The sequence below is a fragment of the Desulfitobacterium metallireducens DSM 15288 genome (genome assembly GCF_000231405.2).
GTDB classification, from domain to species: Bacteria; Bacillota; Desulfitobacteriia; order Desulfitobacteriales; family Desulfitobacteriaceae; genus Desulfitobacterium_A; species Desulfitobacterium_A metallireducens.
The window spans coordinates 2048033-2074243 of record NZ_CP007032.1 but is presented as its reverse complement, the minus strand read 5'-3'; the positions used below and the strand labels follow the sequence as shown (position 1 = coordinate 2074243).

Sequence of the window (26211 nt, the reverse complement as noted above, 5' to 3'; positions counted from 1 at the left end):
AATGAAGATTTTGATTCAGATACCGAGACAAATGTTAAGAAACAAGGTTCGATGGTGTATAGGTGGATTGTTGCTCTTACTTTGTATCTTGATCGGAGTAGGATGGATTTTTACAGATCATCAACCGTCTCATATTGATGAAAAAAATACGCTAGCGGTCAATGGAGTAATCGATAGCCAAAATATTCAAGTCTCGACAGAAGTAGTAAAACCGGAATTGCGAGGTGAGAACTATTTTGTGGATTATCGCTTGCGGCGAGACCAGCTTCGTCAAGATGAAAAAACAATGCTTGCGGCAGTCCTAAATTCGAATATTGAGAAGACAAAGGAAGACGCTCAGCAGAAATGGCTTGAGCTCACGAGCCGAATTAGCAAAGAAGACGAAATCGAAAATTTGTTGAAAATCAAAGGATTTCAGGATGTAGTTGTTGATTTAGCACCGGATAGTATTAATATCATTATCTTAGCTGCGTCATTATCGCCTCATGAAATAAGTATAATTCAGGATATTACGATGCGGGTTACGCCTGTTCGTTTAGACCGGATTAATATTTCAATAAGAAAATAAAATAAGTATTTTAACTTGCAGGATTTATTTAAACTTAGAACGAATTAAAATAAACTTAGAACAAATTTAAATATAGAGAGTTTATGGTCGAGAGAGGACACCAGAAAAATGAGTAAAATTTTGGTTGCTGATGATGCAACTTTTATGAGGCTAATGATTCGGCAAATTTTATCTCGCCGAGAATCTATTGAAATATGTGAAGCTGAAAATGGCCAGGTGGCAGTGGAACTCTTTCAAGAGTGTAAGCCGGATTTAACTTTTTTGGACATCACCATGCCGATTAAAGACGGGTTAGAAACGCTACAAGAAATTTTAACACTCAATCCTCAAGCAAAGGTTATTATGTGTAGTGCTGTAGCCCAGGAAAAAGTGGTGCAAAAAGCCATTGAAATGGGAGCGACAGACTTTTTAATTAAGCCTTTTCGAGCGAATAAACTTTTGGAAACTGTAAATAAATATTTACGAGCTTAGAAATTAAGTGTGAAGAAATAAGCCTCCCGATTCACGATAAAAGTGTATGATGGGGGGCTTTTGATTAAACTGTATTTAAGGATTTATACTGTATACTTGATGAGGTTTTATTGAAAAAGCCGTTTAAGTTTCATATAATAAAACATACGTTAAAGCAATAATGATTTTCCTCAAATGGGGGATAACCCCATTTATTTTCAGAACATTGAAGACGGAATATTCGTATTTTTTAAGTAGAAAGAAAAGTAATAACCATCCTCTTGAAGGAAAATCGATTTCAGAGAAGAGAGAGGGGCCATGGAGTAGTGAAGAAGATTGGAATTACGGATACAACGTTACGCGATGGACATCAGAGCCTTTGGGCAACACGGATGCGTACTGAGGATATGTTACCCATTCTTAGAGAGCTTGACGATGCAGGATATCATTCCTTAGAGGTCTGGGGAGGAGCAACCTTCGATGTCTGTCTCCGATTCTTAGGAGAAGATCCTTGGGAACGTTTACGCTTGATTAAGAGTGAAGTCAAGAAGACACCGCTACAGATGCTTTTGAGAGGACAATCTCTGGTGGGTTATCAACATTACCCGGATGACGTTGTTCGTGAATTTATCCAGTTGAGTGTTAAGAATGGGATCGATATAATACGTATTTTTGATGCATTAAATGATGTTCGAAATATGGTCGTTCCGATTCAAGCCGCTAAAGAAGCAGGTGCGCATGTTCAGGCTTCTGTAGTGTATACCATAAGTCCTGTTCATACGGTTGAACATTATTTGGAGACGGCTCGAGAACTCGTTAAATTAGGTGCCGATTCTATTTGTATCAAAGATATGGCAGGATTGTTGACCCCCTTAAAAGCGTATAAATTGGTCAAGCTTTTAAAAGATGAACTGGGAGTTATGATTCAGCTTCATACTCATTATATTGGAGGAATGGGCACAATTGCTTATGTCAAGGCGGCTGAGGCAGGAGTGGACGTTATCGATACAGCGAGTGTTCCCCTAGCTTTTGGTGCAAGTCAGCCCCCTGTTGAAACGGTTGTGCGTGCACTCGGAGATTATAATTTTGCTTCCGATATCAATATTCCTCATCTCTTTAAGATCGCCAATTATTTTGAGGGCATTCGCAAAGCGCGTGGCTATGAACGAGGAATTACAAGGATTTCGGATATGCGTGTTTTCGAACACCAAGTGCCTGGAGGCATGATTTCGAATCTTGTGTCCCAGTTAGAAGAGCAGAAGGCCTTAAACCGGATTGATGAGGTACTTGACGAAATACCTCGAGTTAGGGCAGAATTGGGATATCCCCCTCTAGTTACCCCAACCAGCCAGATTGTGGGAACACAGGCAGTATTAAACGTTCTCAGCGGGGAACGATATAAATTAGTTCCTGGGGAAGTTAAAGCCTATGTCAAAGGACAGTATGGCAAACCGCCGGCTGAGGTAGATCCTCTTATTCAGAAAAAGATTATTGGGGATGAAATTCCTTTAACAGAACGACCTGCCGACAAATTGTTACCTGGTCTTGAAAAAGCAGAGAACGAATGTGCCGGTCTGGCCCGCTCGCGTGAAGATGTTCTTAGTTATGCTGTCTTTCCGCAAGTCGCTAAAAAGTTCTTTCTGGAAAGACAAAAGGGTGGATCCAAAAGCGGTGTAGAGCTTAAACCTGCAAATTCTAAGGAGGATTCAAAAATGAATTTAAAAGAAATTAAAGAACTGATTAAGCTTTTAGGGGAAACGGATATAGCCGAAGTTAATTTAGAGAGCGAGGGTGTTAAGGTTTCCATTAAGAAAGGAAGCGCATTTTCAACATCTCAAACGGTAGCTGTTCCTACAATGGCTACGGTTACAGCTCCAGCACCGGTTGTCGCTCCAGCGCAAGTTGCGCCAATGGCTCAAGGAAAAGTTGAAATCGTAAGTGCTGATACAAGCGCTAAAACAAATTTTGAATATATTAAATCTCCAATGGTTGGGACATTTTATCGTACGCCAGCTCCAGATGCGCCCTCTTTTGTAGAATTAGGACAAACGGTTAAGCTTGGTCAAGCCGTTTGTATTATCGAAGCAATGAAACTTATGAATGAGATTGAAGCTGAAGTTGAAGGAAAAGTCGTTGAAGTATTAGTAGAAAACGGGCAACCGGTGGAGTTTGGTCAACCGTTGTTTGCCATTGAGAAATAGGGTGAAGAGGTATGTTTAAGAAAATCCTGATTGCTAATCGTGGTGAAATTGCCCTGCGGATTATTCGGGCCTGTCGGGAAATGAATATTGAGACAGTAGCGGTCTTTTCTGAAGCGGACCGGGATGCTTTGCATGTTAAGGCTGCAGATCAAGCGGTTTGCATTGGACCCAATGCCTCAGCGAAAAGCTATTTAAATATCCCGAATATTATTAGCGCGGCTGAATTAACCGGCGTTGATGCGATTCATCCAGGTTATGGCTTCTTATCAGAAAATGCGCGGTTTGCAGAAATTTGTGAGTCGAGTGGGATTACGTTTATTGGACCTACTCCGCATGCCATTGAAACCATGGGAGACAAAGCAACAGCTCGCAAGACGATGATTGAGGCAGGAGTCCCAGTTGTTCCCGGTTCGAAGGAAATCATTACTGATTTAGAAGTCGCGGCCAAGATTGCAGATGAAATTGGTTACCCTGTACTGATTAAGGCTTCTGCTGGCGGCGGGGGAAAAGGGATGCGGGTTGCTCAAAATGAGAAAGAACTCGTTAAATCCGTGCAGGCGGCACAGGCCGAGGCCCAAGCTGCTTTCGGAAATTCCGAAGTTTATTTGGAAAAATACGTTGAGGAACCACGGCATATTGAATTTCAAATTCTTGCAGATAAATTTGGCAACGTTGTTCATCTTGGAGAACGTGATTGCTCCATGCAACGTCGCCATCAAAAACTCTTAGAGGAATCACCTTCTTCAGCCATGACGCCTGAATTACGCCAAGCGATGGGAGAGGCGGCTGTGAAAGCGGTCAATGCGGCCAATTATTCCAGTGTAGGTACGATTGAATTTCTCCTCGATAAACATAATCAATTTTACTTCATTGAAATGAATACCCGAATTCAGGTTGAACATCCGGTTACAGAACTTGTTACTGGAGTTGATCTACTCAAAGAACAAATTCGAATTGCAGCTGGGGAGCCGCTATCATTCCAACAAGAGGATATTCAAGTTCGGGGTTGGGCGATTGAGTGCCGTATTAATGCAGAAAACACAGAAAAGAATTTTATGCCTTCCCCAGGAACGATTCAATACTATCATGTTCCTGGCGGACCGGGTGTTCGAGTGGACAGTGCAGTATATCAAGGCTATACGATCCCTCCTTATTATGATTCTATGGTTGGAAAAGTGATTGTATGGGGTAAGGATCGTGAGGAAGCGATCCACAGAATGAAACGCGCGTTAGAGGAGTTTGTGATCGAAGGAATTCATACGACGATTCCGTTCCATCTGAAAGTTTTGGATAATGCCTTTTTCCGTCGGGGTGAAGTTTATACCAACTTTATTCAACGCCGAATGCTTGGAGAATAATTCCTTCTCAATGATGCCTTTGCCAGTTTATCCGACTTTTGTTATAATGAAAGAACATATGAGGATAAGTAAGGTTATGAGGTGAAGATATGGAAGAAAAATTATCCGTGCAAAATTCCTTAGGTGCAATTCGGATTTCAGATGAAGTGGTGGAAATCATCGCAGGACTCGCTGCTTCCGAAGTCGAAGGAGTGGCTGGCATGAGCAGTGGCTTAGTTGGCGATATCGCCTCTATGCTGAGCCGGGGTAAAAATATGGCTAAAGGGGTCAAGGTAGAAGTCGGTGAACATGAAGCCGCTGTAGATCTCTTCATCACGGTTGAGTACGGTGTTTCCATCCCAAGCGTTGCACTTCGCGTGCAAGAAGCTGTTAAAGAAGGAATCGAGAGTATGACCGGGTTGAAAGTGATGGAGACAAACGTCCATGTGCAAGGTGTTCAATTTCGCGCACCTGTTGAACCCAAAACTAAGGAAGATGAAAATCGCGTAAAATAGAGCAAAAGGCTTCCCCCCTGGATTCCAGGGGGGTTTAAAAGTTTGAAAGAGGTGAAAATTGTGATAGCCTACTTCGTAGGTGCTTTTTTCATGATTGTGGCTGGATGGATTTTAGCCATTATGAGCGGTTGGAATCTTCCCTATGAAATATTAAGGGGGGGTTTATTCTGGATGAAAGCTAATCCGTGGAAAGATGTCATTATTGCAGCCTGTCTTTTGGCTTTAGGCATTTTACCCTTTTTGAGACCCCGTTCGCAACGCACTGAGTCGACGTTCCTTATTCCTTCACGTCTTGGGGAAGTTCGAATGTCGGAACCTGCGATGAAAGATATTATCGTCCGGAGTGCTCAATCTTTACCGGGTATACTACGAGTTCAACCTAGTCTGAGGCAGAGAGAAGACGGTTTGGAAGTCTTAGTTTATGCTCAACTCAACCCGGAATTCATTATTCCAGAAACCACTGAACAGCTTCAGGTTAAAATCAGGGAAGATCTGGAGCTTTACACAGGAATTAAAGTTGTTGAGGTGAAAGTGCTAGTGCGCAGCTTAGAACCTGCGCGCCAGTTACGCGTGAGATGAGTAGCTTATGGAGTGAAATCGTTCATAAATTAACCGTTTTTTTCCTAAAGCTCCTTGACGAACACCCTGGAAAACTGATAGGCTCTATTTTAGGCTTTCTGCTAGGGCTATTCGTGGTTCTACTCGGATTCTGGAAGACCTTTGTTCTTTTTCTCTTTGTCATTATCGGTTTTTTGCTCGGAAAAAGGCAGGATGATAATAAAAAGCTTTTTGATTGGTTAGATCGTTTTTTTAATTAGGAGGACATTACATGAGTCGGAGATTAGCGCGCGAGACTGCGCTTCAAGTTTTATTTCAACTGGATGTAAATGGGGATAAGTCCGATATTGAGACAGTGATTCGTCATTGGGCTGAAGAATTTGCCGTTCCGGAGCAGAGTATTCCCTTTGCGCAAGAACTCGTAACAGGGACGTTAGAGCATCAATCTCAAATTGACGAAAAACTGAGTGGATTGTCTGAAGGATGGGGCTTGAAACGGATGGCGAATGTCGATCGGAATCTTTTGCGTTTGGCCTCATACGAAATTCTTTATCACCCTGAAATTCCGGGAAGGGTTACGCTCAATGAAGCGATTGAAATTGCCAAGCTTTATGGAAGTGCAGAATCAGGTAAGTTTATCAATGGAATACTGGATAAAGTCGTAGCTAGTGTTCAGAAAATGGAAGAGAAAGACTAATGCCTTATTATCTTGGAGTCGATACGAGTGCCTATACCACATCTTTAGCGGTTGTTGATGAAAAGGCTCTATTGCATTGGGAAGATCGCAAAGTTCTCAATGTCCCTACTGGAGAGCGTGGACTAGCCCAGTCGGAGGCTTTTTTTCAACATGTCCAAAATCTACCCCACTTGGTGGAGAAAATTCCTACCGATTTATGGTCAGATTTAGCCGGTGTGGGGGTAAGTATGGCTCCTCGTCCAGTGGAGGGTTCGTACATGCCGGTTTTCACTGCGGGTTATTGTGTTGCCTCCTCCTTAGCGACGGGATTACGCCTTCCCCTTTATCTTACAAGTCACCAAGAAGGACATTTGGCTGCAGGCATCGTCTCCGGACGATTAACTGAAACTCAATTTTTAGCAGTTCATCTTTCCGGAGGAACAACCGAGTTATTGCGGGTCGAAAAGAAGGACCCAGGAAAAATCGAAATCGAACTTCTCGGTGGAACAACCGATTTACATGCTGGCCAATTCGTGGATCGAATTGGTGTACGCCTTGGACTGTCTTTTCCTGCAGGAAAGGAATTAGAACACTTAGCTCAGGGAGCAGATTCTGAAGCAGCTTCACTTCTTCCCTCTGCAGTGAGAGGCTTTGAAGTCAGCTTTTCGGGAGTTGAATCAGCAGCTCAGCGTTTAATTGATCAGCATACGCCGTCTGCTCAAGTGGCACGGGCCGTTGAGGGATGTGTCGCCAGAACAATGGGTAAGCTAATTCTAGCGGGTATCGAAAAGACGGGAATTAAACATTGTTTAATCGTCGGTGGAGTCGCATCAAATCAATTTATTCGTGCAGAGTTGGCTCGACGTCTAGTACGCAAAACCCAACTTTATTGGGCAGAACCCGAATGGAGTCGTGACCAAGCTATTGGCGTTGCGTTGTTGACATCTCAAGGAATGAATAGTAAACCTCGAATTTAGATAATGAGAACTAAGATGTAAAGGAAACCTTGCAAGATTAAGATGAAAATTAATCTTTGGCGAGGTTCTTTTTCTACCAAGTCCTTTCTCCATGATGTTTGGATAGGGGTTAAATCTCATTTTGTTTCACTATGTAAAATCTTGTTTTATTTTTTTGAAAAGAGCAGGAAATATGCTTTCTCATCTCGAATAATATGAGCGTTGATAGTAGATCTTTCTAGATTAACTCTTAAGGAGGAGTGTTCGTGTACCGGGTAATGAAAAGAAGACAGCTTGCTGCAGCACCTTCCATTATTCTTTTGGAAGTAGAGGCGCCAGCAGTGGCTAAGAAAGTCGAACCAGGTCAATTCGTCATCGTCCGTATGGATGAAAAATCGGAACGAATCCCACTAACAGTCACGGATTTTAATCGGGAGAAGGGTACGATTACCATAGTTATTCAAGATGTCGGCTATTCTTCGGCAATGATCAATGAAATGCAAGAAGGAAGCTATTTTCAAGATTTTGTAGGCCCGCTTGGTGTGCCTTCTGAAATTGAGAATTATGGGACTGTCGTATGTATTGGTGGAGGACTTGGTGTTGCTCCAGTTTATCCGATTGCTCGCGCTTTAAAAGAAGCTGGAAATAAAGTCATCTCCGTGATCGGGGCAAAGAATGCTGATATACTCATTCTTGAAGAGGAAATGAGTGCAATCAGTGATGAAGTTGTCGTAACAACAGATGATGGCAGCAAGGGCGTTAAAGGTTTTGTTACGAACGGTTTAGACTCTATTTTGCAAAAGGGAATTAAAGTCGATGCCGTTTGGGCAATTGGACCGGTTGTCATGATGAAGTCTGTTGCTAATTTTACTCGCCCGTTAGGACTTAAGACGATTGTCAGCATGAACCCCATTATGGTTGACGGAACAGGGATGTGTGGTGCTTGCCGCATAAGCGTCGGGGGTGAAACGAAATTTGCGTGTGTCGATGGACCGGAATTTGATGGCCATTTAGTCGATTTTGATCTGGCGATGAAACGTCTTGCTTTCTATAGAGATGAAGAAGAACGTGCAAAGATTGGTAAAAACTGTGATTGCGGGAAAGGAGGGGCACAATAATGGCTTTGAAAGTTCCACGTCATGATATGCCTTGTCAAGATCCGCATGTGCGTGCCCATAACTTTGAAGAAGTTGCTTTAGGGTACACTCCAGAAACGGCAGTAGAAGAAGCCGGGCGTTGCCTGCAATGTAAAAATCCTAAATGCCGTGAAGGTTGTCCTGTTAATGTTTTAATACCCGATTTCATCCATAAGGTTTCTGAATCTGATTTTTTGGGAGCAGCTCAAGTTTTAAAAGTTAAAAATTCCCTGCCGGCTGTTTGTGGCCGAGTTTGCCCTCAAGAAAATCAATGTGAATCGAAGTGTATCTTAGGGATCAAAGGTGAATCAGTAGCGATTGGACGTCTTGAACGTTTTGTGGCTGATTATGAATTACAAAATGGAACGCCGAAGTTTGAAAAACCAGAATCAACAGGTAAGCGCGTGGCAATTATCGGAGCAGGTCCCTCGGGCTTAGCTTGTGCAGGAGATTTGGCTAAAGCAGGACATAAGGTCACTGTTTTTGAAGCGTTACATGTTGCCGGCGGAGTTTTAATGTATGGTATTCCTCAATTCCGTCTTCCTAAAGAAGTTGTCCAAACTGAGATTAGTAATCTTAAAGAAATGGGCGTTGAGATTCTGACGAACCAAGTCGTAGGGAAGGTTACTTCGGTCCATGAATTGATGGCTAATGGCTATGATTCAGTATTTATTGGAACAGGCGCAGGATTGCCGTATTTCATGAACATTCCTGGAGAGAACTTAAATGGTGTTTATTCAGCTAATGAGTTCTTGACTCGGACGAACTTGATGAAAGGATATAAGTTCCCTGAATACTCAACTCCAGTTAAAGTAGGAAAACGAGTCGCTGTTCTTGGCGCGGGTAATGTTGCGATGGATTCTGCCCGCACCGCTTTGCGCTTAGGAGCCGAAGAGGTCTACATTGTTTATCGTCGTTCGCGTGCAGAAATGCCGGCTCGTCATGAAGAGCTGGAGCATGCTGAAGAAGAAGGCGTCAAATTCCAACTTCTTACGAACCCAGTATCGATTGAAGGCGATGAGAAGGGCAGTGTTCGTGCCTTAACCTGTTTGCGTTTTGAACTTGGTGAGCCTGATGCTTCCGGTCGTCGTTCGCCAATTCCAATTAAAGGTTCAGAATTTGAACTTCCTGTTGACACTGTCGTTGTAGCAATTGGACAAGGCCCTAACCCGCTCGTCACGAAATCCACTGAAGGATTAGAGTTGAACAAACGCGGTAACATTGTTGCCAATGAAGAGACGATGGAAACCTCGATTCCTGGCGTTTTTGCCGGCGGTGATATCGTAACTGGTGCAGCCACCGTAATCCTCGCTATGGGCGCAGGAAAGAAAGCAGCTGCAGCAATGGATAATTATTTGAAGCAGAAATAAATTATGGTTTATAACCGATTTTAAAACACGATAAAGAAACAAGGAAAAAACGACACCAGCTGGTGTCGTTTTTTCCTTGTAATAATATGTAAAAAATTTGAGTAATTTGAAGGTAACTTAACAATAAGTATCGAAATATTCTAATGATTATTATACCTTAGATGACATGTCCATATCAGAGTATTTAATTTAATGATTTTTATGCTATTTAAATGTTTTATAGCACTTACTACTCCATTTTGAGAAGGGTGAGGTAAAGATGAAATATTTTCAACTGAGAAATGGACAAACTCTTATGATACGCAAGGCTAAAATAGAAGATGCCTCCCGTATAATAGATTACATTAATAAAGTGTGTAAAGAGACAGAAAATCTAACGTTTGGCGAGGGCGAGTTTGGAATTACCGCAGACAAGGAAGCTGAATTTATAGAAGCGGTTTCTAAATCAGAGAACCAGCTTATGATTTGTGCTTATATTGAAGAAAAACTAGTTGGACAATTGGTATTTGCCGGGGGTCATCGACCACGCATTATGCATACAGGAGAGTTTAGCATTACAGTATTAAAAGAATACTGGGGACTTGAAATTGGAACGGAATTCATAAAATATTTGATCAATTGGGCGAAGGAAACCCGTATAATACGTAAAATAAATTTAAAGGTTCGAAGTGACAATAATCGTGCCGTGAAATTGTATAAAAGCTTAAATTTTGTATTCGAAGGAACTATCTCCCGTGAATTCTTTATTAACGGAAAATTTTATGATTCCATTCATATGGGAATAGAGATTGACTAAGTCACGTTAAACGCGTCGCAAATGCACAGAACGTTACGTAAAATAGCGCTACTAGGTATAATTTTAAGAATCGTTTTATGCCAGAGGAAGAGTTTGGGGTGGGAAAGTGAATATGTTGATTAGGCGTGCCGAGGGTAAAGAAAGTAATATACTAACATCAATTTCTTTTGCAGCAAAACGGTATTGGAAATATCCCGAAGAGTATTTCGACATCTGGAAGGACGAATTAACGATCACTGAAGAATACATAAATGAGAATGAAGTTTATGTCGCCGATGTTGACGATAAGGCAATCGGTTTTATTTCAATAGTTGAAGTGAAAAATGACTTTCAGGCTGGAGAGTTATTGATAAGAAAGGGTTTTTGGTTAGATCATATTTTTGTACACCCATCTTTTATTGGGAGAAGAATAGGTTCAGAACTTATATTCTTTGCTAGGGGATTGTGTAGAGAAAGGAATATTGGCTTTTTACATATTTTATCAGATCCAAATGCAAAAGGTTTCTATGAAAGTATAAATGCTCAATATATCGAGGAAGTGCCGTCGAATATCAAAGGGAGAAATGTTTCTTTATTTAAGTTGCCTATATGAGAATATGCATGAGGGTAAATCATAGAAGAAATGATGTTGGAGGAAAAAACAGTGAATATTGCGTTAGAAGCTGTTTCCATTGAGCAGAAATCAGTATTAAGAAATCTATTAGAACTTTATATATATGACTTTACTGAATTTATTCCTGACGACGTTGATTGTCATGGTTTGTATGGTTATAAATATTTGGATCAATATTGGACTGAAGAAGGTAGGCATCCCTTCTTTATTTATATCGATGGGAATATTGCGGGATTTGTATTAGTACGTCGCTATTATGTTAGTGATCTTAATGATTATATATATTCGATAGCGGAATTTTTCGTAATGAAGAAATATCGAAAGCAAGGGGTTGGAAGAGAGGTAGCATTTCGGATATTTAATATGTTCTCAGGGGTATGGGAAGTTGCTGAGGTAGAAGAAAATAGACCTGCGCAAGCATTTTGGCGGAAAGTTATACATGCTTTCACTCAAGGGGACTTTGAGGAAATTCAGAAGGAAGACTGGATTGGGCCAGTACAAAGGTTTCTTTAACAGCGTTTTTCTATAACTTTGTCAAAATGAATATGGTTAGGACGTTGCAGAAAAATGCGAGACGTTAGGTGAAACGTCCGATTTCGGAGAATACTTATGTGATTTATTCTGCTTAGGGGAACTCAGGAAGAAAGACCCCCTTTCGTCTAGGAGGCTTTTTTATGCCTGGTAATACATGATATTTATACCTAATTGAGGATTACTTGATGTGCTTCGTTTTTTCCTCCCACCAGCCTTATGCTACTATTGCTGAAAAAGAAACTTCTATCGACCCCGGAGAGGTCAAAAAGAGAACCCAATTACCTCCAGAAGGAAAGATAAACTTTCCATCTTCTTCACTGACAAGGGTTGCACCGGGAGGAACTATTCGGTCAAAGACATTAACACCACCAAGCGGAACTCCAGTGACATTCTGGTTAAACTGCACCTGTACCTTTGGTACTGGAGGCGGAATCTATTAGGCTGGGCTCACGTGGGTGCTAAATTGATCAAATTTTCTTCGGATATGAATTAGCGGATAGAGGCGAAAGACAAAGGCTTACTATTGTTCCCGAATATACAGGAATATAGTGGCTAAGGGTTTGAGTATGTCATTCTAATGGGCTAATGTTAATTTAGGTTAAGGAGAATTCTGATGTTAAATAGTAAAGGGTTTGATAATTGGGCTGGGGAATATGATGAGTCAATTTCAAAATTAAGTGAAGGTTATCCTTTCGAGGGGTATTACGAAGTGCTTTCTTTCGTAAGTCGTTGTGTTGATTTGTCCAAAGGGACTAGGATTTTAGATATTGGTGTAGGAACAGGCTTACTGACAAAAGAGTTGTACAACAAAGGTGTAGGAGTCTATGGAATTGATTTTTCACCTAAAATGTTGGAATTGGCTAGACGAAATATGCCAAATGGACAATTTTTGTGTCATGACTTTACAAATGGTCTCCCCATTGAATTAAAGAAGATGAAATTCAACTATATAATATCGTCATACGCAATTCATCATCTTGATGATAATAAGAAGATTGATTTTATTGCGCAACTAAAAGACAGCTTAGAAGAGAATGGAAATATTATTATTGCAGACATAGCGTTTCAAACAAAGGACGATATGAAACAATGTAAAGACAATACCAAAGGCTGGGATGAGGATGAGATCTATATTGTGGCTGATGAGATAATGGAAAAAATGAGAAAGAAAATGCTAAACGCTACTTATACCCAGATTTCATCGTGCGCAGGGGTCTTGGAAATCGTTTAAGCTCAAGAAAGGGGCAGATTCATTGCTAACATTACAAAATGCAACAGTTGAGGACTTAGAATCTTTATCTCAACTTTATAAAGAACTAAGTGGGGAAGAATCTGATCCTATAAAAATGAAAGAGAATTTTAATTTGATGGAGTCTAATCCTAATTACGTAATCTTGACAGCGAAAGAAGACAAAGAAGTAGTTGGATCGATAATGGGAATTATTTGTCTTGATTTAGTGCTAAAATGCCAGCCATTTATGGTAATTGAAAATGTAATAGTGAAAAATACTTGGCGTGGCAGAGGAATTGGAGAAAGCCTAATGGAAGAAATTGAGAAAATAGGACGGACAAGAAATTGTTATTATACAATGCTTGTGTCCGCAGGACATAGAAAGGGAGCACATAAATTTTATGAAGCAATTGGTTACAATGTGGATTTAGTTCGAGGATTTAAGAAGTACCTTTAACCTCATCGAATAGGATAATACGCTTTTTCGAGATAGATCTTTGCCGAGGCATCGTATAATAAAAGATTCCCGACATTTTGTAAGGATGCAAGGGGTTGAGACGTTTTGGCAATACTCGGGACGTTACCTGAACCGGACGAGGGTAATCGAAGCTGGGTATAATTCTAAGTTTTGAGAGTGAGGTGGAGATATTTTGGGTTCTCAGAATAAAACCGAATTAGTGATTTTTTTTAACGAGAGGGCAAAAAACTGGAGTAATAAGGTTAATCCACATAACTATCAAATCGCCGAAAGAATGATCAACAGATTAGAGATATGTAAAGGAGATTCGGTTTTGGATGTTGCCGCAGGGACCGGAATATTATTTGCCTTATTAAAGGACCGTGGGCTTTGCAAATATGTTGCTATAGACATTTCGGATAAGATGGTGGAAGAGTTCATAGATTTGTATCCTGACACTGACGTACGATGTCTTGACTTTGAGGCGGATATTTTGCTTGAAAAAAAGTTTGACTATGTAATTATTTTTAATAGCATTCCGCACTTTGACAACCTACGTAGAGTTTTTCTAAATGCCTTTAAAAACTTAAAGGCTGGGGGGAAGTTTACTATTTCTCATAGCAGAACAAGGGAAGGGCTTAAGGAACATCATAGAAGAATTGGCTATATCCCAGAGAAAGAACCCATTCCAACTGATGAAACTTTATATCAACTCAGCAAAGAATGTGGGTTTAAAAATGTTGCAATCGAAAACAGGGAGTATTTCTTTTTTAGTTGTGAAAAGTAGATTTAGTCACGGGCCGTCCGACATCAGCTAAAAAAAGATTCTTGGTACTTTATAAGGATGCAAGGGGTTGGAATGGCTAATAGGCTATTTTTTAGTATCATGATTTTGGTGTTTAGGAATGGGGAGCTATGATGATCAAAAGAATTTCGATTGTTATGATCATCATACTATCCATTATTCTCACAGGATGTGGGAGCGAATTGAATAGACCTGTAAGCGGTATTTCACAAGAGGCTACAGAATCGATAAGTAAAGTTTCGCGAATTTATGGTGAATCGAAGCCTCAGATAATTACAGTTAAACGAACAGAAACGGAAGTGACTAAGGAGATGATGTATATAGTTTTTGTAAAAGGAAAGTTTCAAAACGGAGACCAGAAGGCCTCTAATCTGGAATTTTCAGTTCTTGCTAGCGGAAAAAGTGTATGGGCATTGCGACCTTTTAACGATGATAACAATCAGGATGTCTGGGAAGAGACAAGCGTTAACATAAATGATATAGGACGTATTTAAAATCACAATTGCGGAGGTTGATATGGGGTTTAATAAGAGAAAGTTGAAAAGAAAGTGGATACTGTTAGCTCTTTTATTCTGCTTTCTTCTTCTCGGGTCAATTCACATTTTATCACCGTTTCCGACAAGCGAATTTAAAGCAATCAACCTTCCAACTAGATTCGATGTGCCCATCAATACTGGATTTGAGCTCCAGGGAAAAAACCAGTGTGCGGCGTTTTCTACTGCTTTCGTACTACGAAACTTTGGCGAGAAAGCAAAAGGTTCAGAGGTTTACGATAGAATTCCATATAAGATACCGTTATCGGGATATGTTTTGCCAAAGGGAGTAGTAACCTATATACAATCTCAAGGATTCAGACCAGCTATTTACAAAGGGGATATAAATTCATTAAAGTCAAAACTTGTGCAAGGAAATGATCCAGTTATTGTTTTAGTTGGTAATGGACTATTCTGGTAACACTACATGACGCTTGTAGGGTATGATAACGAAAAATCAGAGTTGTATTTCGTCGACTCTGGTAGGGAAAAGGATGAAAATGCTGAACTCCCAGGGAATAGAACAATGACCGAGGACTACTTCTCAAAATGGTGGAATAATGGCTTGCCAATTTTCAATCATGTATACATAACAGTGGAGAAAACGTTCTGAAAGGAGAAAACAATGTTAATTCATAAAGGAACTGTTTTGTTGGAGACAGAAAGGTTAATATTACGAGGGCTAAAACTTGAAGATGCACCGAACGTCTTTAAGAACTGGACTAGTGATAAGGAAGTAGCTAAATTTATGCGATGGAATGTACATACTGATATTGGGGTAACTGAGCAATGGATGAAAGAATGTGAAGAAATTTCTAAAGATAAGTCGCGTTATGAGTGGGGAATAGTTTTAAAAGAAACTAAGGAACCAATTGGCTCAATAGGAGCATTTATAAATGCTGAAGAACCCAATAGATATGAAATAGGATATGCAATTGGCAAAAAGTACTGGGGTCATGGATATGCTACGGAAGCCTTAAAATGTGTAATGGATTTCTTAGTAAATGAAGTTGGGATTAAGCACTTTATTTGCTCTCATGCAAAGGAAAATCCAGCTTCGGGGGCAGTAATGCGTCATGTAGGCTTCGTTTATATAAAAGATGGCACTTATCAAAGTTTTGATGGATTAAGAAAATTTGAGAACAAAGTATATTATTTAGACATTTAAGTCACAATATTTCTATTTTGCTCCGTACCTGGGGCGGAGCAAGGCTATATAGGAAATTATATTTGCCTTAGTTTAAAGGGAGTAGTTATGAATAATCCATGGGAGAAAATCGACTTAAGTACATATGAGACACATATGTCATCTGATGGTTTGTATCAATTACAAACTTTAAAAAGCATTACAGAAGAACAGATCGAGAACTATGTCCATACAAATGTTTTAATTCTAGGTGTTGCCGGTGGAAATGGACTTGAACATATTGATATTTCTAGCACAGAAAAGGTTTTTGGACTAGACATTAATAGCCAATATCTTGATATGTGTAAGGAAAGGTATCCTCATTTGACCGGTATTTTAGAATTGGTCTGTTGTGATCTTAATAATAGCGATGTCCTGCTGCCGTATTCAAATATAATGATCTGCAATTTGATAATTGAATATATTGGAGTGAACAAATTTATAGAGCTAATAAGCAACAATAAGGATAACGTTAATGTAATCTCCTGTGTTATCCAGAAGAATAACAATAATGATTTTGTGAGTAATTCAAAATTGACGTCATCCTTAGAACTCCTAATATCTATACACCATGATATTGATTCGGAAAATCTATTTAATAAATTTTTAAAGATTGGTTTCGTGTGCATCAAAAAAAATTCTTACCTACTGCCAAATGGGAAAGAGTTAATACGAATGGATTTTGGGAAAGTTTAATCGGTGGAATTTCCGCGCGTCCATGCGTGGACAAGGAGACTAGCTTTGTGACTATAAATAAGTGGGGCGGTTTGTTCTTATGAATAGTGTCAAATTTTCTAATCTAAAGTCCAAGGCACAATTATAGATTCACAAAAGGTAGCCGTCGCAGAGTTATGCACGGGCTTATCCGCTCAAAGATCGGATTTTAGCAATCGTTCACAGCGTTCGGACAGTCCAGCCTGTAACTCACTTATACAGAAAGTAATGGTAAGTTTTCCATTATCATGGATACCGCCAAAGTGGCGGCATATGGATGAGTTATATGAAACTTCCTAGTAATTATAGTGTGAAGGTTCTGGGTTAAATTTTATGCGGGAGGGTGATAAGATGGGTAAAAAAGTTAGGATGCTTGGGTTATTTTTAATATGCATCATCACTCTGGCCGGATGTAGTAATCAAAATTTTGAATTAATTAAGGAGAATACTCAACTGAAAACTGAAATGGAATCACTACAACAACAAGTCGAATCTACAAATAACAAGGTTAACCAACTCGAGGAACTCTACGAACTAAGAAATATTTTGGATGACCATTTACATAAGACCTTAAGTGCCCTTATAAAAGGGGATTATGAAGTTGCTCAAAAGAACATGGATTCGAATATTCGTATTGAGAACAAGAAAGTAATTACAAAGGCGGGCGTTGGGCGTTTTGAATTTATTATTCCGGATAAGTCAATGAGATTAAGGCAAAGAACATTCATGAAGGATGATAAAGATAATTATACTTCGATATATGAAATTTATGACGCAGGTTATTTATCGGGTAATAAATATGATGATAGGACTTATACATTAAATGTTACCTATTCTCAGGTTAATGGTGAATGGAAAATGAGTAGCCTGAAGATTGATGAGTAACGTTTCATCTGGGTATTCCAGACGGAATCTCCGTATAAACAGCACGTTCCCGCCACTTAGAAAAGATGAATGTGGTTAAGGCGCAGCGGGAACCTGCGGAACGTTATACGACATATCGTGCAAAGGCCACACCGTCCATGGCGCTGAAAATGAATCTGAAATATTCTGTCGCGTTAGTAGGAAAATGTGAAGTGAGGACAATTATATAATCCATGGCAATAAGTAGATTAAAAAAGATTGCAACTGTTAGTTGCGAAGGTTCAAAGTCTGGTTGGTAGAATGCAACCAAACAAAATACTAAACTAATAGTAACAAAACAGGAGGTGGTCTTTCTGACTTTTGCCGAAAAGCTACACATGCTAAGAAAATCAAAAAATATGTCTCAGGAACAACTAGCGGCACAAATTACCGTATCAAGACAAGCCATTTCGAAGTGGGAGCTTGGTGAATCATTGCCAGACACAGATAATATCATTCAGTTAAGCAAGGTATTCGGAGTGTCTATTGATTACTTGCTTAATGATAAATTTCAAAGCGATAATGATATACCTGCCGTAAAAGAGAATAATATTTATCATAAGAAAGTACTACAGATAACAGCTATCATAATCGGTAGTATTGGGGCGGTTGGTATTCTTCTTCTATGGATACTTTCCACGATGATAAAAGTTCATGTTACAAAATCTCAAGTTATGCCAGACGGAACAAAAACTTACTACGGTGGAGGGGATGTTTTAGGATATAATTTTTGGGCTTTCATTTCAGAGTATAGATTGATGGCAATTTTTTGGATACTGTCAGTTTTCCTGATTTTTGGTCTAGCTTTGCTTCTTATAAGATTTAAAAATATGGTAAGGAAACAATAAGGATGGGTAAGTTCCATATGAGCATAAGTCTTTAGGTGCTTATATAATGTTATGACAGATTCGTAGGATATTATGATGTATTTGAAAGTATCTGAAAGGGGGAATCCTCACGGAAATTTACTTTATACTAATTATCTTGTTTATAGTTTACTATAAAGTATTTAGGATTGCTTCAGATGTAAAAGAGATTAAAGAAATGCTTAAGAGTAATGATAAGTCGGAAAGCAGATAGAACTTTATGTGTCGCATTTTTCAGAGCATGCTATTTTTTGTTTTTATTATTCTATATTGCTATTATCAATGCGATATCCTCCAAGACTAAAGATAATTGAAAATATTTATATAGACGAACTTGTCTGTACTTTGCAAGATCAGCTGAAGCCTGGGCCGTTAAGAGATTGGGTTTGGAGTTATGCGGAAAGTTAGAATTTAGAGGCGATAGTAAATGGAAAAGAATCAAGACATTCTTAAATACTACAGGGAGGAGCTTAAATGGGATCCTCCTTTTGCAGATGTTTTATCGCGATATTCGCCAGATGCCTTGGAAGGTTACTTTACAATGCGCAAATCAGTTCAGGATGGTGAACTACCTAGAAAGATAGTAGAATTGATTTTCACTATATTAGATGCGTTAGATGATGAGGCCAGTGGTGCAAAGGCACATGCTGTAGCGTCGATCGAAGCAGGACTAACCGTGAAAGAATTGGTCGAGGCGTTTAATATTGTGACAATGGTTAAAGGAATCAATGTCCTATGCAAAACAGGTATCAATGCGATTAAGGCTGCTGAGGAAAGATATAATGAGATAAGCGAGGGGATGCTTCGGTAATGTCTGGGCATATATGATATGATGCTATGGAAGTCTAATGATGTGGAGGAAGAAATTGAATTATCTAATTGTTATTTTGATTTGGATAGGATTCGCATTAATTCATAGTATACTTATTGATCTGCGTTTTTCAAATTGGGCTAGTCGAGTAATGGGAAGGTACTATGCCTATTATAGATTCTTGTATAACATTCTTTCGCTAACCTTATTTATTACTCTACTGAAATATTCGAGATCCTTAGACAATGAAGTTGTCATAAAATTTACGCCACCCTGGACGATTCTACAATCCATTTTACTCATAGGCTCAGGTTTCATGATTATATGGGCCTTGCTAAGTTATGACATCTTAGAATTCGTGGGTATTCGCCAGATCAGAGAATATGGGAAGAAGGATGATACGCCTTCAATAACAATCAATACTAAGGGTTTACTAGGTATGGTGCGCCATCCAATTTACTTAGCAACTCTTGTATTCATGTGGAGTCTAAATTCTACAAGGGTGGATATTCTTGTTCATCTCGTTCTAACTCTCTATATTCTAATTGGAATCAAGTTAGAGGAAAGAAAACTCATCAAACAATTTGGATTAACCTACATTGAGTATCAAAAAAAAGTTCCAGCACTCATTCCATTCACAAAAAAGTAAATTAGATTTTGAATATTTTGGGGTGATAAAGTAATGCAAAAGCTTTTAGAAGGACTAATCAAATTTAGAGAAATCGATTTTGAAGAACACAAAGAACTATTCGGACAGTTAAGTAAGGAACAAAATCCACATACCTTATTTATTGGGTGTTCTGATTCGAGACTTATTCCGAATCTAATTACGCAAACTTTACCTGGAGAGTTATTTGTTGTTCGAAACATTGCTAACATTGTGCCGCCCTATCATGAGTCTGAGGAATATTTATCCACAACCTCTTCCATTGAATATGCCGTCAATGTTCTTGAAATAGAAAATATTGTGGTGTGCGGGCATTCAAACTGTGGCGGGTGTAAGTCGTTATATGCATCGGATGAGGTGTTAAACGAAATTCCGCATACCAAGAAATGGTTAGAGTTGGCATACGAGGCTAAAACAAAAGTTCTAGCTGAGGTTTCAGTAGAAGAAGTCGATAAAAGGGAATGGATGACAGAGCAAGTTAACATTGTGGAACAGCTAAAGAACCTTCTTACTTACCCGTTTATTCGTGAAAAAGTTTCGCAAGGAACGCTTACAATCGGGGGCTGGTATTACCTTATTGAGACGGGTGAAGTGTTTATCTACAACAAGGAGAATGGATTATTCGAATTAGCCAATTAAGTAATTAACTAAATTTAGTAAAATTTTGTTAATTTTCTGCTCATTCAACAGGAGTTGTTTTATGAACGGAGAATAATAGAGATAGACATATCATCATACCAAAAGGGGAGTGAAGGGTTTGTCAGAGTTACTCGATGGTAAAGCGATTGCGAAGGTCTTGAAAGAGGAAATCAAGAGCGAAGTCCAAGAATGGAAAGATCAGGGTGTAGAGCCTAAGTTGGCGGTCATTTTGGTTGGAGAGGATCCCGCATCTGTCGTTTATGCAAAATCGAAGCAAAAGGTCAGTGAAAATTTAGGAATAGGGTTTGAGCTCTATACGCTGCCTGCTGATAGCCTGGAAAAAGACGTTCTGACCCTTATCGAGCAATTGAATACGAATGAGAAAATTCATGGAATCATGATTGAGTTGCCGTTGCCGAAACATATCTCTAAAGAGAATGTCATGGCTGCTGTTCGTCCAGATAAAGATGTCGATGGCGTACATCCAATTAACCGTGGTTATATTTTGAGTGGGGAAGAAGGGCTATTCCCGGCGACTCCTCAAAGCTGTATTGAAATTCTGTTGCGTTCTGGCGTAGAAATTGCAGGGAAACATGTTGTGATTGTGGGACGGGGAGAAACGGTGGGTAAGCCGCTCGTATTCCTCATCCTTAAACATAATGCAACAGTGACAATTTGCCACTCTAAAACCCCAGATCTAGGGGCCTTTACTCGTCAGGCAGACATTGTGATTGCAGCGGTAGGTCGGGCTAAATTGATCACAGGGGATATGGTCAAGTCTGGTGCGATTGTTGTCGATGCAGGGATCAATGAAACTCCGGACGGAATTTGCGGCGATGTTGACTTTGAAGCGGTTAAAGAAAAGGCAAGCTTGATTTCTCCTGTTCCTGGAGGTGTAGGATCTCTAACAACGGCCCTTATCATGCGAAACATTCTGAAAGGAATTATTCTTCAAAGGAGGAATGGCTAATGCCAGAACAAGATGTTTGGAAATGGACGACTTCTGAATTCTTGGCTCAAGGGGCTAGCTCAGCTCCGACTCCTGGAGGTGGAAGTGTTTCCGCTTATGTCGGCGCGTTAGCTGCGTCCATGGTCTGCATGGTAGCGAATCTGACAATAGGCAAAGAAAAATATAAGAATGTGGAACATCAAGTTCAAGACATTTTAGCACGCGGACAACGCCTCCTCGACGATTTAAAAAAAGGCCTGAGTCAGGATATTGCTGAGTTTTCGAACTTCATGGCTGTGCTTAAATTGCCCAAAGATACGGAAGAGCAAAAAATGTCACGTGCTGAAAAACTTCAAGAGGTACTTGTTGGCGCAACTGATACGCCGTTGGGGATTGCCCAAAACTGTTTTGCAGTCTTAAAACTCGCTCAAGAGCTTGCTCCAATTGGCAATAAGGGTGCAATTAGTGATGTTGGTGTTGCTGCTTATTTAGGGGAAAGCGCGCTCAAGGCAGCAATGTTCAGTGTCGATATTAATTTGCCCCAAGTTAAGAATGCGGACTACCAAGCTCGCGTTAAAGCAGAACGGGAACGCCTCTTTACAGAAGCGGATAAGATTAAGACCGAAACCGTTCAGGTGGTTCAAAGCCGGTTATAAATTGATGATAAGTGGGTTATAATATTGAAGACAATAAACTCCCTGTACCTTTAAAAAAGAGGACGGGGAGTTTTTGCGTTAGTTTGTAGAGTTGATTTGTGGCCCTTACCCACTGAAGCGGAGTTTTATCAATAGCAGTATCTGAGATATCAAGAGCTCTATCATCAGATCTACGGAAAATAGGGCTTAGTACTGAGGAATTGACTCCCTCTTGTGAATAGAGTATATTGGGCTTGCGTCCAGTTTGTCTTAAAGGGGGAAAACCCAATGTTGAAGATTATTAAGAATGATGGGGTGAACTTCCTCGAACTCGATTTAGCGGGTCTGGTTAAAAACTCTTGGATTAAGCTCGTAAATCCTGATACCGAGGAACTTAATGCGGTTTCAGAGGCAACTGGAGCGCCGCTGGATTTCTTAAAGGCGGCCCTTGATGAAGAAGAACGCTCCCGGATTGAACTTGAAGAAGAACAAGTACTTATACTCACAGATATGCCGGTAATGTTTAATGAGACGAACTATGACACCTTACCCTTGGGAATCATCTTAACAGAAGATCATATCATTACGGTATGCTTAAGAGAAAATCCAGTACTCACGGAATTTGGCCGTGGAAGTTGTCGAAGCTTCAATACGGCAAAGAAGACACGCTTTATTTTTCAAATACTTTATAAATCAGCAACCTATTTTTTAAAATACCTGCGACAAATCAATAAACGAACAGATCAAATTGAAATCGATTTACGCAAGTCACTTAAGAACCAAGAAATTTTTCAGCTTATGGATCTTCAGAAAGGTCTTACGTACTTTACCTCTTCCTTGCGCTCCAATGGAGTGGTGATGGATCGTTTGCTTCGCTTGCGTTCGAATAGCCAAGCTCGGCATTTAATCAAAATGTATGAAGAGGATGAAGACCTGCTTGAGGATGTTATAATTGAGAATAACCAGGCGATCCAAATGGTTGAGATGTATACGAATATCTTAAGTAGTATGACTGATGCTTTTGCCTCGATTATCTCCAATAATTTGAATATGGTCATGAAATTTCTTGCGTCGATGACGATTATTCTTGCCGTACCAACCATGATTGCTAGCTTCTGGGGGATGAATGTGAACGTTCCCTTTATGCAACACCCGTATGGGTTTGCTATTGTCTCGTTCTCAGCGATAGGAATTGCCGGTGTGAGTGCGTTTATTTTATGGAAGAAAAATATGCTTTAGTCCCCCAATGACATGGGGGATAATGAGCTGAGGTGAAGTTTGTGCCGAAGATTTGGACTGTAGCAGAATTGACCACTGAAATTAGTCGTACTCTAAGTGATAATGATGAGCTCGTGAGTTGTTGGGTGAGCGGTGAACTTTCCAATTACAAGAATCACCGTCCGTCAGGGCATTGGTATTTTACCTTGAAGGATCAATCCTCAAGTATCAAGGCCGTGATGTTTCGCAGTCGTGCTGAACGAGTTCAATTTATCCCGCAGGATGGGATGAAGGTCTTGCTCAGGGGAAGTGTCAAAGTTTACGAGCGCGATGGCAATGTACAACTCTATGTTGATGAAATGCAACCGAGTGGTGTTGGTGCTCTCTATCTTGCGTTTGAACAATTAAAGCAACGCTTATCAGCGGAAGGACTTTTTGATCCAGAGCGTAAAAAGCCCATTCCCAGAATACCGCGCCGGGTGGGGATTGTCACAAGCCCAACTGGAGCAGCAATTCGCGATATTTTAAAAGTAATGGGGCGCCGTGATCCCCATCTTTCTTGGATTTTAGCGCCTGCAGCTGTTCAGGGCGAACAATCTCCTCGCGAAGTGGCCCAAGCGATTGAACGCTTAAATCGCTATGGTCAAATTGACGTCCTGATCGTCGGTCGGGGGGGCGGTTCCTTAGAAGAACTTTGGGCCTTCAATACGGAGGAAGTGGCTCGCGCGATCGCGAACTCTGCTATCCCGATTATTTCAGCTGTCGGGCATGAAACGGATGTCACGATTGCGGATATGGTTGCCGACATGCGGGCGCCAACCCCTTCCGCCGCGGCGGAATTAGCCGTTCCTATTTTTCAAGAATTACGCCATGATGTTGAAGATCTAAGTGCTCGTCTTCAAGTGGGAATAAAAGCCCAAATCGGGCGAAAAAGAGAGAAAATCAATAGACTAGCTGCCAGTGGACCGTTGCTCAATCCATTGTGGAGAATCGAACAAAATCGCCAGCGATTGGATAATGTCAGTACTGCCCTGCAACAAGAGATGACTAGATTTGTTTCTGATAAAAATGGTATACTAAAATTATTGGCGACAAAGCTCGATTTACTTAGTCCTTTGGCGATTCTAGGAAGAGGTTACTCGCTGACATATTCTTCAGAGGGGAAACTTCTCCGTTCAAGTACCGAAGCTAATGCAGGGGATCATATCAAAGTTCGCCTTAACAAAGGCGCTCTGACTTGTCAGGTTCTTACAAAAGAAAGCGAAGGATAATGTAAAGAGGGGATATAAATGGCTAAAAAGAAAGATAAAGGAATTACGTTTGAAGAGGGGATCGGCCAGCTCGAGCAGATCGTTCGGGAACTCGAACAAAAAGAGGTTCCTTTGGAAGAGGCTTTGAACTTATTCCGGCAAGGAATCGAAATGGTTCAACATTGTAATGGTTTACTTGACCATGCTGAAAAACAGATGGAGATTCTGCTGGAAGGACCGGATGGGGAACTTGAAGTTCGACCGGCAGATTTCGCAGTGGAAGGATGAGCATTTCATGTTTCGTACCTCATTTGAGTCCTATGTTGAAAAAATAGATGCATTTTTAGAGTGTTTATCCTGGGATGAGGGAACAATGGGGCAGAGTATGCGCTATTCGCTGGTAGGTGGCGGGAAACGGATTCGCCCCGTGCTGGCCTTAGCTGCTGCCGAAGCGGTGGGAGGGCAGGCTGATTCAATTTTGCCATCAGCCTGTGCCTTAGAATTGATCCATACGTATTCTCTCATCCACGATGATCTGCCTGCAATGGATAATGATGATTACCGGAGGGGACGGTTAGCCAATCATAAGGTATTTGGTGAAGGAAAGGCAATCCTTGCAGGGGATGGCCTTTTAACCTATGCCTTTGAATTGATCGCACGTCCGCTTCCCGTGAATGCAGAGCGACAATTGCGCGTGATTCAGGAAGTGGCTCAGGCAGCAGGACCAGAAGGGATGGTCTTAGGGCAAGTATTAGATCTTGAAGCTGAAGGAAAAACCTTAACCCTTGGAGAAATTGAACAGATTCATCAGCATAAAACAGGCGCTATGCTTGTAGTTTCAGCTCGCATGGGAGGCATTTTAGGCGGTGGAACTGAGGCGCAGATTCAAGCGTTAACACGCTATGCACAGGCACTTGGCCTTGCTTTCCAAATCAAAGATGATATCTTAGATCTTGAGGGTGATAGCGCAACTTTAGGAAAACCCGCCCAAAGTGATCTTGAACAAGAAAAGTCGACCTATCCCTCTTTGCTCGGTCTAGCCGGGGCGAAAGAAGAGCTTGCAGTCAAGATTAAAGAAGCCCACGAAGCGTTATCTGTTTTTACTCAATCTGTTGATTTTTTACATTCCTTAGCAGATTACATTGCTGATCGCATGCATTGAGGTGGACTATGACAATATATCCAGGAATTTTTCAAAATGAAGTTTTAGTTTCGGCGATCACGGCTTGGTTGGTCGCTCAAGTGATCAAGGTTTTGATTAACTTCAAGATTCATCACACGTTTGATTTATATTTCTTAATCAGTTCAGGGGGATTTCCCAGTTCACATGCTGCGACGGTTTGTGCGTTATCTGTAGGAATTGGAAAATATTATGGATGGGATTCACCCATTTTTTCAGTTGCAGCAGTCCTCGCCATGATTGTTATGTATGATGCGGCGGGTGTACGTCGAGAGGCAGGAAAGCAGGCAGAAGTGATTAATCAGCTTGTATCGGGGTTGTACGAGCAGATGTCAGACCTCTCGCAAGAGCGTTTGAAAGAATTAATCGGACATACGCCCTTTGAAGTCTTTGCAGGGGCTATCGTCGGAATCATTGTCGGAATTATCGCTTAGTTCGTTGCTATAGATTGAGGAGG

Annotated in this window: 34 protein-coding genes; 33 read left to right on the top strand and 1 reads right to left on the bottom strand. The window is 40.5% G+C overall.

Annotated elements, in window-relative coordinates:
• Window position 1 precedes the first annotated feature (1 nt).
• The 14 genes from DESME_RS09995 (at window position 2) to DESME_RS09930 (ending at window position 11689) form a co-directional block, all read left to right on the top strand.
• On the top strand, window positions 2–568 hold the full coding sequence (locus DESME_RS09995) for a SpoIIIAH-like family protein (protein ID WP_006716063.1): 567 nt from the start codon (window positions 2–4) through the stop codon (window positions 566–568).
• Between the two features lie 108 nt (window positions 569–676).
• Window positions 677–1039, top strand: coding sequence for a response regulator (locus DESME_RS09990; RefSeq protein WP_006716064.1), 363 nt, complete (start codon window positions 677–679; stop codon window positions 1037–1039).
• 305 nt (window positions 1040–1344) lie between these two features.
• Entirely contained in the window at window positions 1345–3219 is a 1875-nt protein-coding gene (gene accB / locus DESME_RS09985; RefSeq protein ID WP_006716065.1) for an acetyl-CoA carboxylase biotin carboxyl carrier protein, read from the top strand.
• Window positions 3220–3230: 11 nt separating this feature from the next.
• A complete protein-coding gene (gene accC, locus DESME_RS09980) occupies window positions 3231–4577 on the top strand; it encodes an acetyl-CoA carboxylase biotin carboxylase subunit (RefSeq protein ID WP_006716066.1) in 1347 nt (448 codons plus the stop codon).
• A gap of 89 nt (window positions 4578–4666) precedes the next feature.
• Window positions 4667–5071, top strand: coding sequence for an Asp23/Gls24 family envelope stress response protein (locus tag DESME_RS09975; RefSeq protein ID WP_006716067.1), 405 nt, complete (start codon window positions 4667–4669; stop codon window positions 5069–5071).
• 51 nt (window positions 5072–5122) lie between these two features.
• Complete coding sequence (locus DESME_RS09970; RefSeq protein ID WP_242837453.1) at window positions 5123–5650, top strand: alkaline shock response membrane anchor protein AmaP; 528 nt, start codon at window positions 5123–5125, stop codon at window positions 5648–5650.
• Window positions 5647–5889 carry a DUF2273 domain-containing protein gene (locus tag DESME_RS09965; RefSeq protein WP_006716069.1) on the top strand — a complete coding sequence of 81 codons (243 nt, stop codon included), beginning with the start codon at window positions 5647–5649 and terminating at the stop codon, window positions 5887–5889. Before DESME_RS09970 ends, DESME_RS09965 begins: the two co-directional genes overlap by 4 nt.
• Before the next feature lie 11 nt (window positions 5890–5900).
• Window positions 5901–6326, top strand: a complete 426-nt coding sequence (nusB, locus tag DESME_RS09960; RefSeq protein ID WP_006716070.1) for a transcription antitermination factor NusB — start codon at window positions 5901–5903, stop codon at window positions 6324–6326.
• Window positions 6326–7282, top strand: a complete 957-nt coding sequence (locus DESME_RS09955; protein ID WP_006716071.1) for a tRNA (adenosine(37)-N6)-threonylcarbamoyltransferase complex transferase subunit TsaD — start codon at window positions 6326–6328, stop codon at window positions 7280–7282. The genes nusB and DESME_RS09955 overlap by 1 nt, the downstream gene beginning before the upstream one ends.
• 245 nt (window positions 7283–7527) lie before the next feature.
• Complete coding sequence (locus DESME_RS09950; protein WP_006716072.1) at window positions 7528–8379, top strand: sulfide/dihydroorotate dehydrogenase-like FAD/NAD-binding protein; 852 nt, start codon at window positions 7528–7530, stop codon at window positions 8377–8379.
• The gene (gene gltA, locus DESME_RS09945; protein ID WP_006716073.1) at window positions 8379–9767 is read left to right on the top strand and encodes an NADPH-dependent glutamate synthase; all 1389 of its coding nucleotides are present in this window, start codon (window positions 8379–8381) and stop codon (window positions 9765–9767) included. The genes DESME_RS09950 and gltA overlap by 1 nt, the downstream gene beginning before the upstream one ends.
• Before the next feature lie 259 nt (window positions 9768–10026).
• Window positions 10027–10563 carry a GNAT family N-acetyltransferase gene (locus DESME_RS09940; RefSeq protein WP_006716074.1) on the top strand — a complete coding sequence of 179 codons (537 nt, stop codon included), beginning with the start codon at window positions 10027–10029 and terminating at the stop codon, window positions 10561–10563.
• Between the two features lie 112 nt (window positions 10564–10675).
• The gene (locus DESME_RS09935; RefSeq protein ID WP_006716075.1) at window positions 10676–11155 is read left to right on the top strand and encodes a GNAT family N-acetyltransferase; all 480 of its coding nucleotides are present in this window, start codon (window positions 10676–10678) and stop codon (window positions 11153–11155) included.
• A gap of 51 nt (window positions 11156–11206) precedes the next feature.
• Window positions 11207–11689, top strand: coding sequence for a GNAT family N-acetyltransferase (locus DESME_RS09930; protein ID WP_006716076.1), 483 nt, complete (start codon window positions 11207–11209; stop codon window positions 11687–11689).
• A gap of 235 nt (window positions 11690–11924) precedes the next feature.
• Here the strand turns inward: DESME_RS09930 and DESME_RS09925 are convergent, their stop codons facing one another.
• Window positions 11925–12143 carry a DUF6143 family protein gene (locus DESME_RS09925; protein ID WP_282432830.1) on the bottom strand — a complete coding sequence of 73 codons (219 nt, stop codon included), beginning with the start codon at window positions 12141–12143 and terminating at the stop codon, window positions 11925–11927.
• Window positions 12144–12323: 180 nt separating this feature from the next.
• On the opposite strand from DESME_RS09925, the gene DESME_RS09920 reads away from it, so the two are divergent.
• From DESME_RS09920 to DESME_RS09830, 19 genes are all read left to right on the top strand, one after another.
• Window positions 12324–12941: a class I SAM-dependent methyltransferase gene (locus tag DESME_RS09920; protein ID WP_006716078.1), complete on the top strand. Its 618-nt coding sequence runs from the start codon at window positions 12324–12326 to the stop codon at window positions 12939–12941.
• A gap of 22 nt (window positions 12942–12963) precedes the next feature.
• On the top strand, window positions 12964–13398 hold the full coding sequence (locus tag DESME_RS09915) for a GNAT family N-acetyltransferase (protein WP_006716079.1): 435 nt from the start codon (window positions 12964–12966) through the stop codon (window positions 13396–13398).
• 193 nt (window positions 13399–13591) lie between these two features.
• Window positions 13592–14185, top strand: coding sequence for a class I SAM-dependent methyltransferase (locus DESME_RS09910; protein WP_006716080.1), 594 nt, complete (start codon window positions 13592–13594; stop codon window positions 14183–14185).
• Window positions 14186–14316: 131 nt separating this feature from the next.
• Window positions 14317–14697 (top strand): hypothetical protein, encoded by a 381-nt coding sequence (locus DESME_RS09905; RefSeq protein ID WP_006716081.1) that lies wholly within the window; start codon window positions 14317–14319, stop codon window positions 14695–14697.
• A gap of 43 nt (window positions 14698–14740) precedes the next feature.
• The gene (locus DESME_RS09900; RefSeq protein WP_242837400.1) at window positions 14741–15157 is read left to right on the top strand and encodes a cysteine peptidase family C39 domain-containing protein; all 417 of its coding nucleotides are present in this window, start codon (window positions 14741–14743) and stop codon (window positions 15155–15157) included.
• Between the two features lie 204 nt (window positions 15158–15361).
• Entirely contained in the window at window positions 15362–15904 is a 543-nt protein-coding gene (locus DESME_RS09895) for a GNAT family N-acetyltransferase (protein ID WP_006716083.1), read from the top strand.
• An 87-nt stretch (window positions 15905–15991) separates the two neighbouring features.
• Window positions 15992–16618, top strand: coding sequence for a hypothetical protein (locus DESME_RS09890; protein ID WP_006716084.1), 627 nt, complete (start codon window positions 15992–15994; stop codon window positions 16616–16618).
• 369 nt (window positions 16619–16987) lie between these two features.
• Window positions 16988–17521 carry a hypothetical protein gene (locus DESME_RS09885; protein ID WP_006716085.1) on the top strand — a complete coding sequence of 178 codons (534 nt, stop codon included), beginning with the start codon at window positions 16988–16990 and terminating at the stop codon, window positions 17519–17521.
• A 323-nt stretch (window positions 17522–17844) separates the two neighbouring features.
• On the top strand, window positions 17845–18387 hold the full coding sequence (locus DESME_RS09880; RefSeq protein ID WP_006716086.1) for a helix-turn-helix domain-containing protein: 543 nt from the start codon (window positions 17845–17847) through the stop codon (window positions 18385–18387).
• 445 nt (window positions 18388–18832) lie between these two features.
• Window positions 18833–19216: a carboxymuconolactone decarboxylase family protein gene (locus DESME_RS09875; protein WP_006716087.1), complete on the top strand. Its 384-nt coding sequence runs from the start codon at window positions 18833–18835 to the stop codon at window positions 19214–19216.
• 55 nt (window positions 19217–19271) lie between these two features.
• Window positions 19272–19865 carry a methyltransferase family protein gene (locus DESME_RS09870; protein ID WP_006716088.1) on the top strand — a complete coding sequence of 198 codons (594 nt, stop codon included), beginning with the start codon at window positions 19272–19274 and terminating at the stop codon, window positions 19863–19865.
• Window positions 19866–19898: 33 nt separating this feature from the next.
• Entirely contained in the window at window positions 19899–20522 is a 624-nt protein-coding gene (locus DESME_RS09865) for a carbonic anhydrase (protein ID WP_006716089.1), read from the top strand.
• Window positions 20523–20640: 118 nt separating this feature from the next.
• The gene (locus DESME_RS09860) at window positions 20641–21492 is read left to right on the top strand and encodes a bifunctional 5,10-methylenetetrahydrofolate dehydrogenase/5,10-methenyltetrahydrofolate cyclohydrolase (RefSeq protein WP_006716090.1); all 852 of its coding nucleotides are present in this window, start codon (window positions 20641–20643) and stop codon (window positions 21490–21492) included.
• A complete protein-coding gene (locus DESME_RS09855; protein WP_006716091.1) occupies window positions 21492–22127 on the top strand; it encodes a cyclodeaminase/cyclohydrolase family protein in 636 nt (211 codons plus the stop codon). Before DESME_RS09860 ends, DESME_RS09855 begins: the two co-directional genes overlap by 1 nt.
• A gap of 267 nt (window positions 22128–22394) precedes the next feature.
• Window positions 22395–23345 (top strand): magnesium transporter CorA family protein, encoded by a 951-nt coding sequence (locus tag DESME_RS09850; protein ID WP_006716092.1) that lies wholly within the window; start codon window positions 22395–22397, stop codon window positions 23343–23345.
• Between the two features lie 41 nt (window positions 23346–23386).
• A complete protein-coding gene (xseA, locus tag DESME_RS09845; RefSeq protein ID WP_006716093.1) occupies window positions 23387–24595 on the top strand; it encodes an exodeoxyribonuclease VII large subunit in 1209 nt (402 codons plus the stop codon).
• An 18-nt stretch (window positions 24596–24613) separates the two neighbouring features.
• On the top strand, window positions 24614–24862 hold the full coding sequence (gene xseB / locus DESME_RS09840) for an exodeoxyribonuclease VII small subunit (RefSeq protein WP_006716094.1): 249 nt from the start codon (window positions 24614–24616) through the stop codon (window positions 24860–24862).
• Between the two features lie 7 nt (window positions 24863–24869).
• On the top strand, window positions 24870–25736 hold the full coding sequence (locus tag DESME_RS09835) for a polyprenyl synthetase family protein (protein ID WP_006716095.1): 867 nt from the start codon (window positions 24870–24872) through the stop codon (window positions 25734–25736).
• Between the two features lie 8 nt (window positions 25737–25744).
• Entirely contained in the window at window positions 25745–26188 is a 444-nt protein-coding gene (locus tag DESME_RS09830) for a divergent PAP2 family protein (RefSeq protein ID WP_006716096.1), read from the top strand.
• The last annotated feature ends 23 nt before the right edge of the window (window positions 26189–26211 follow it).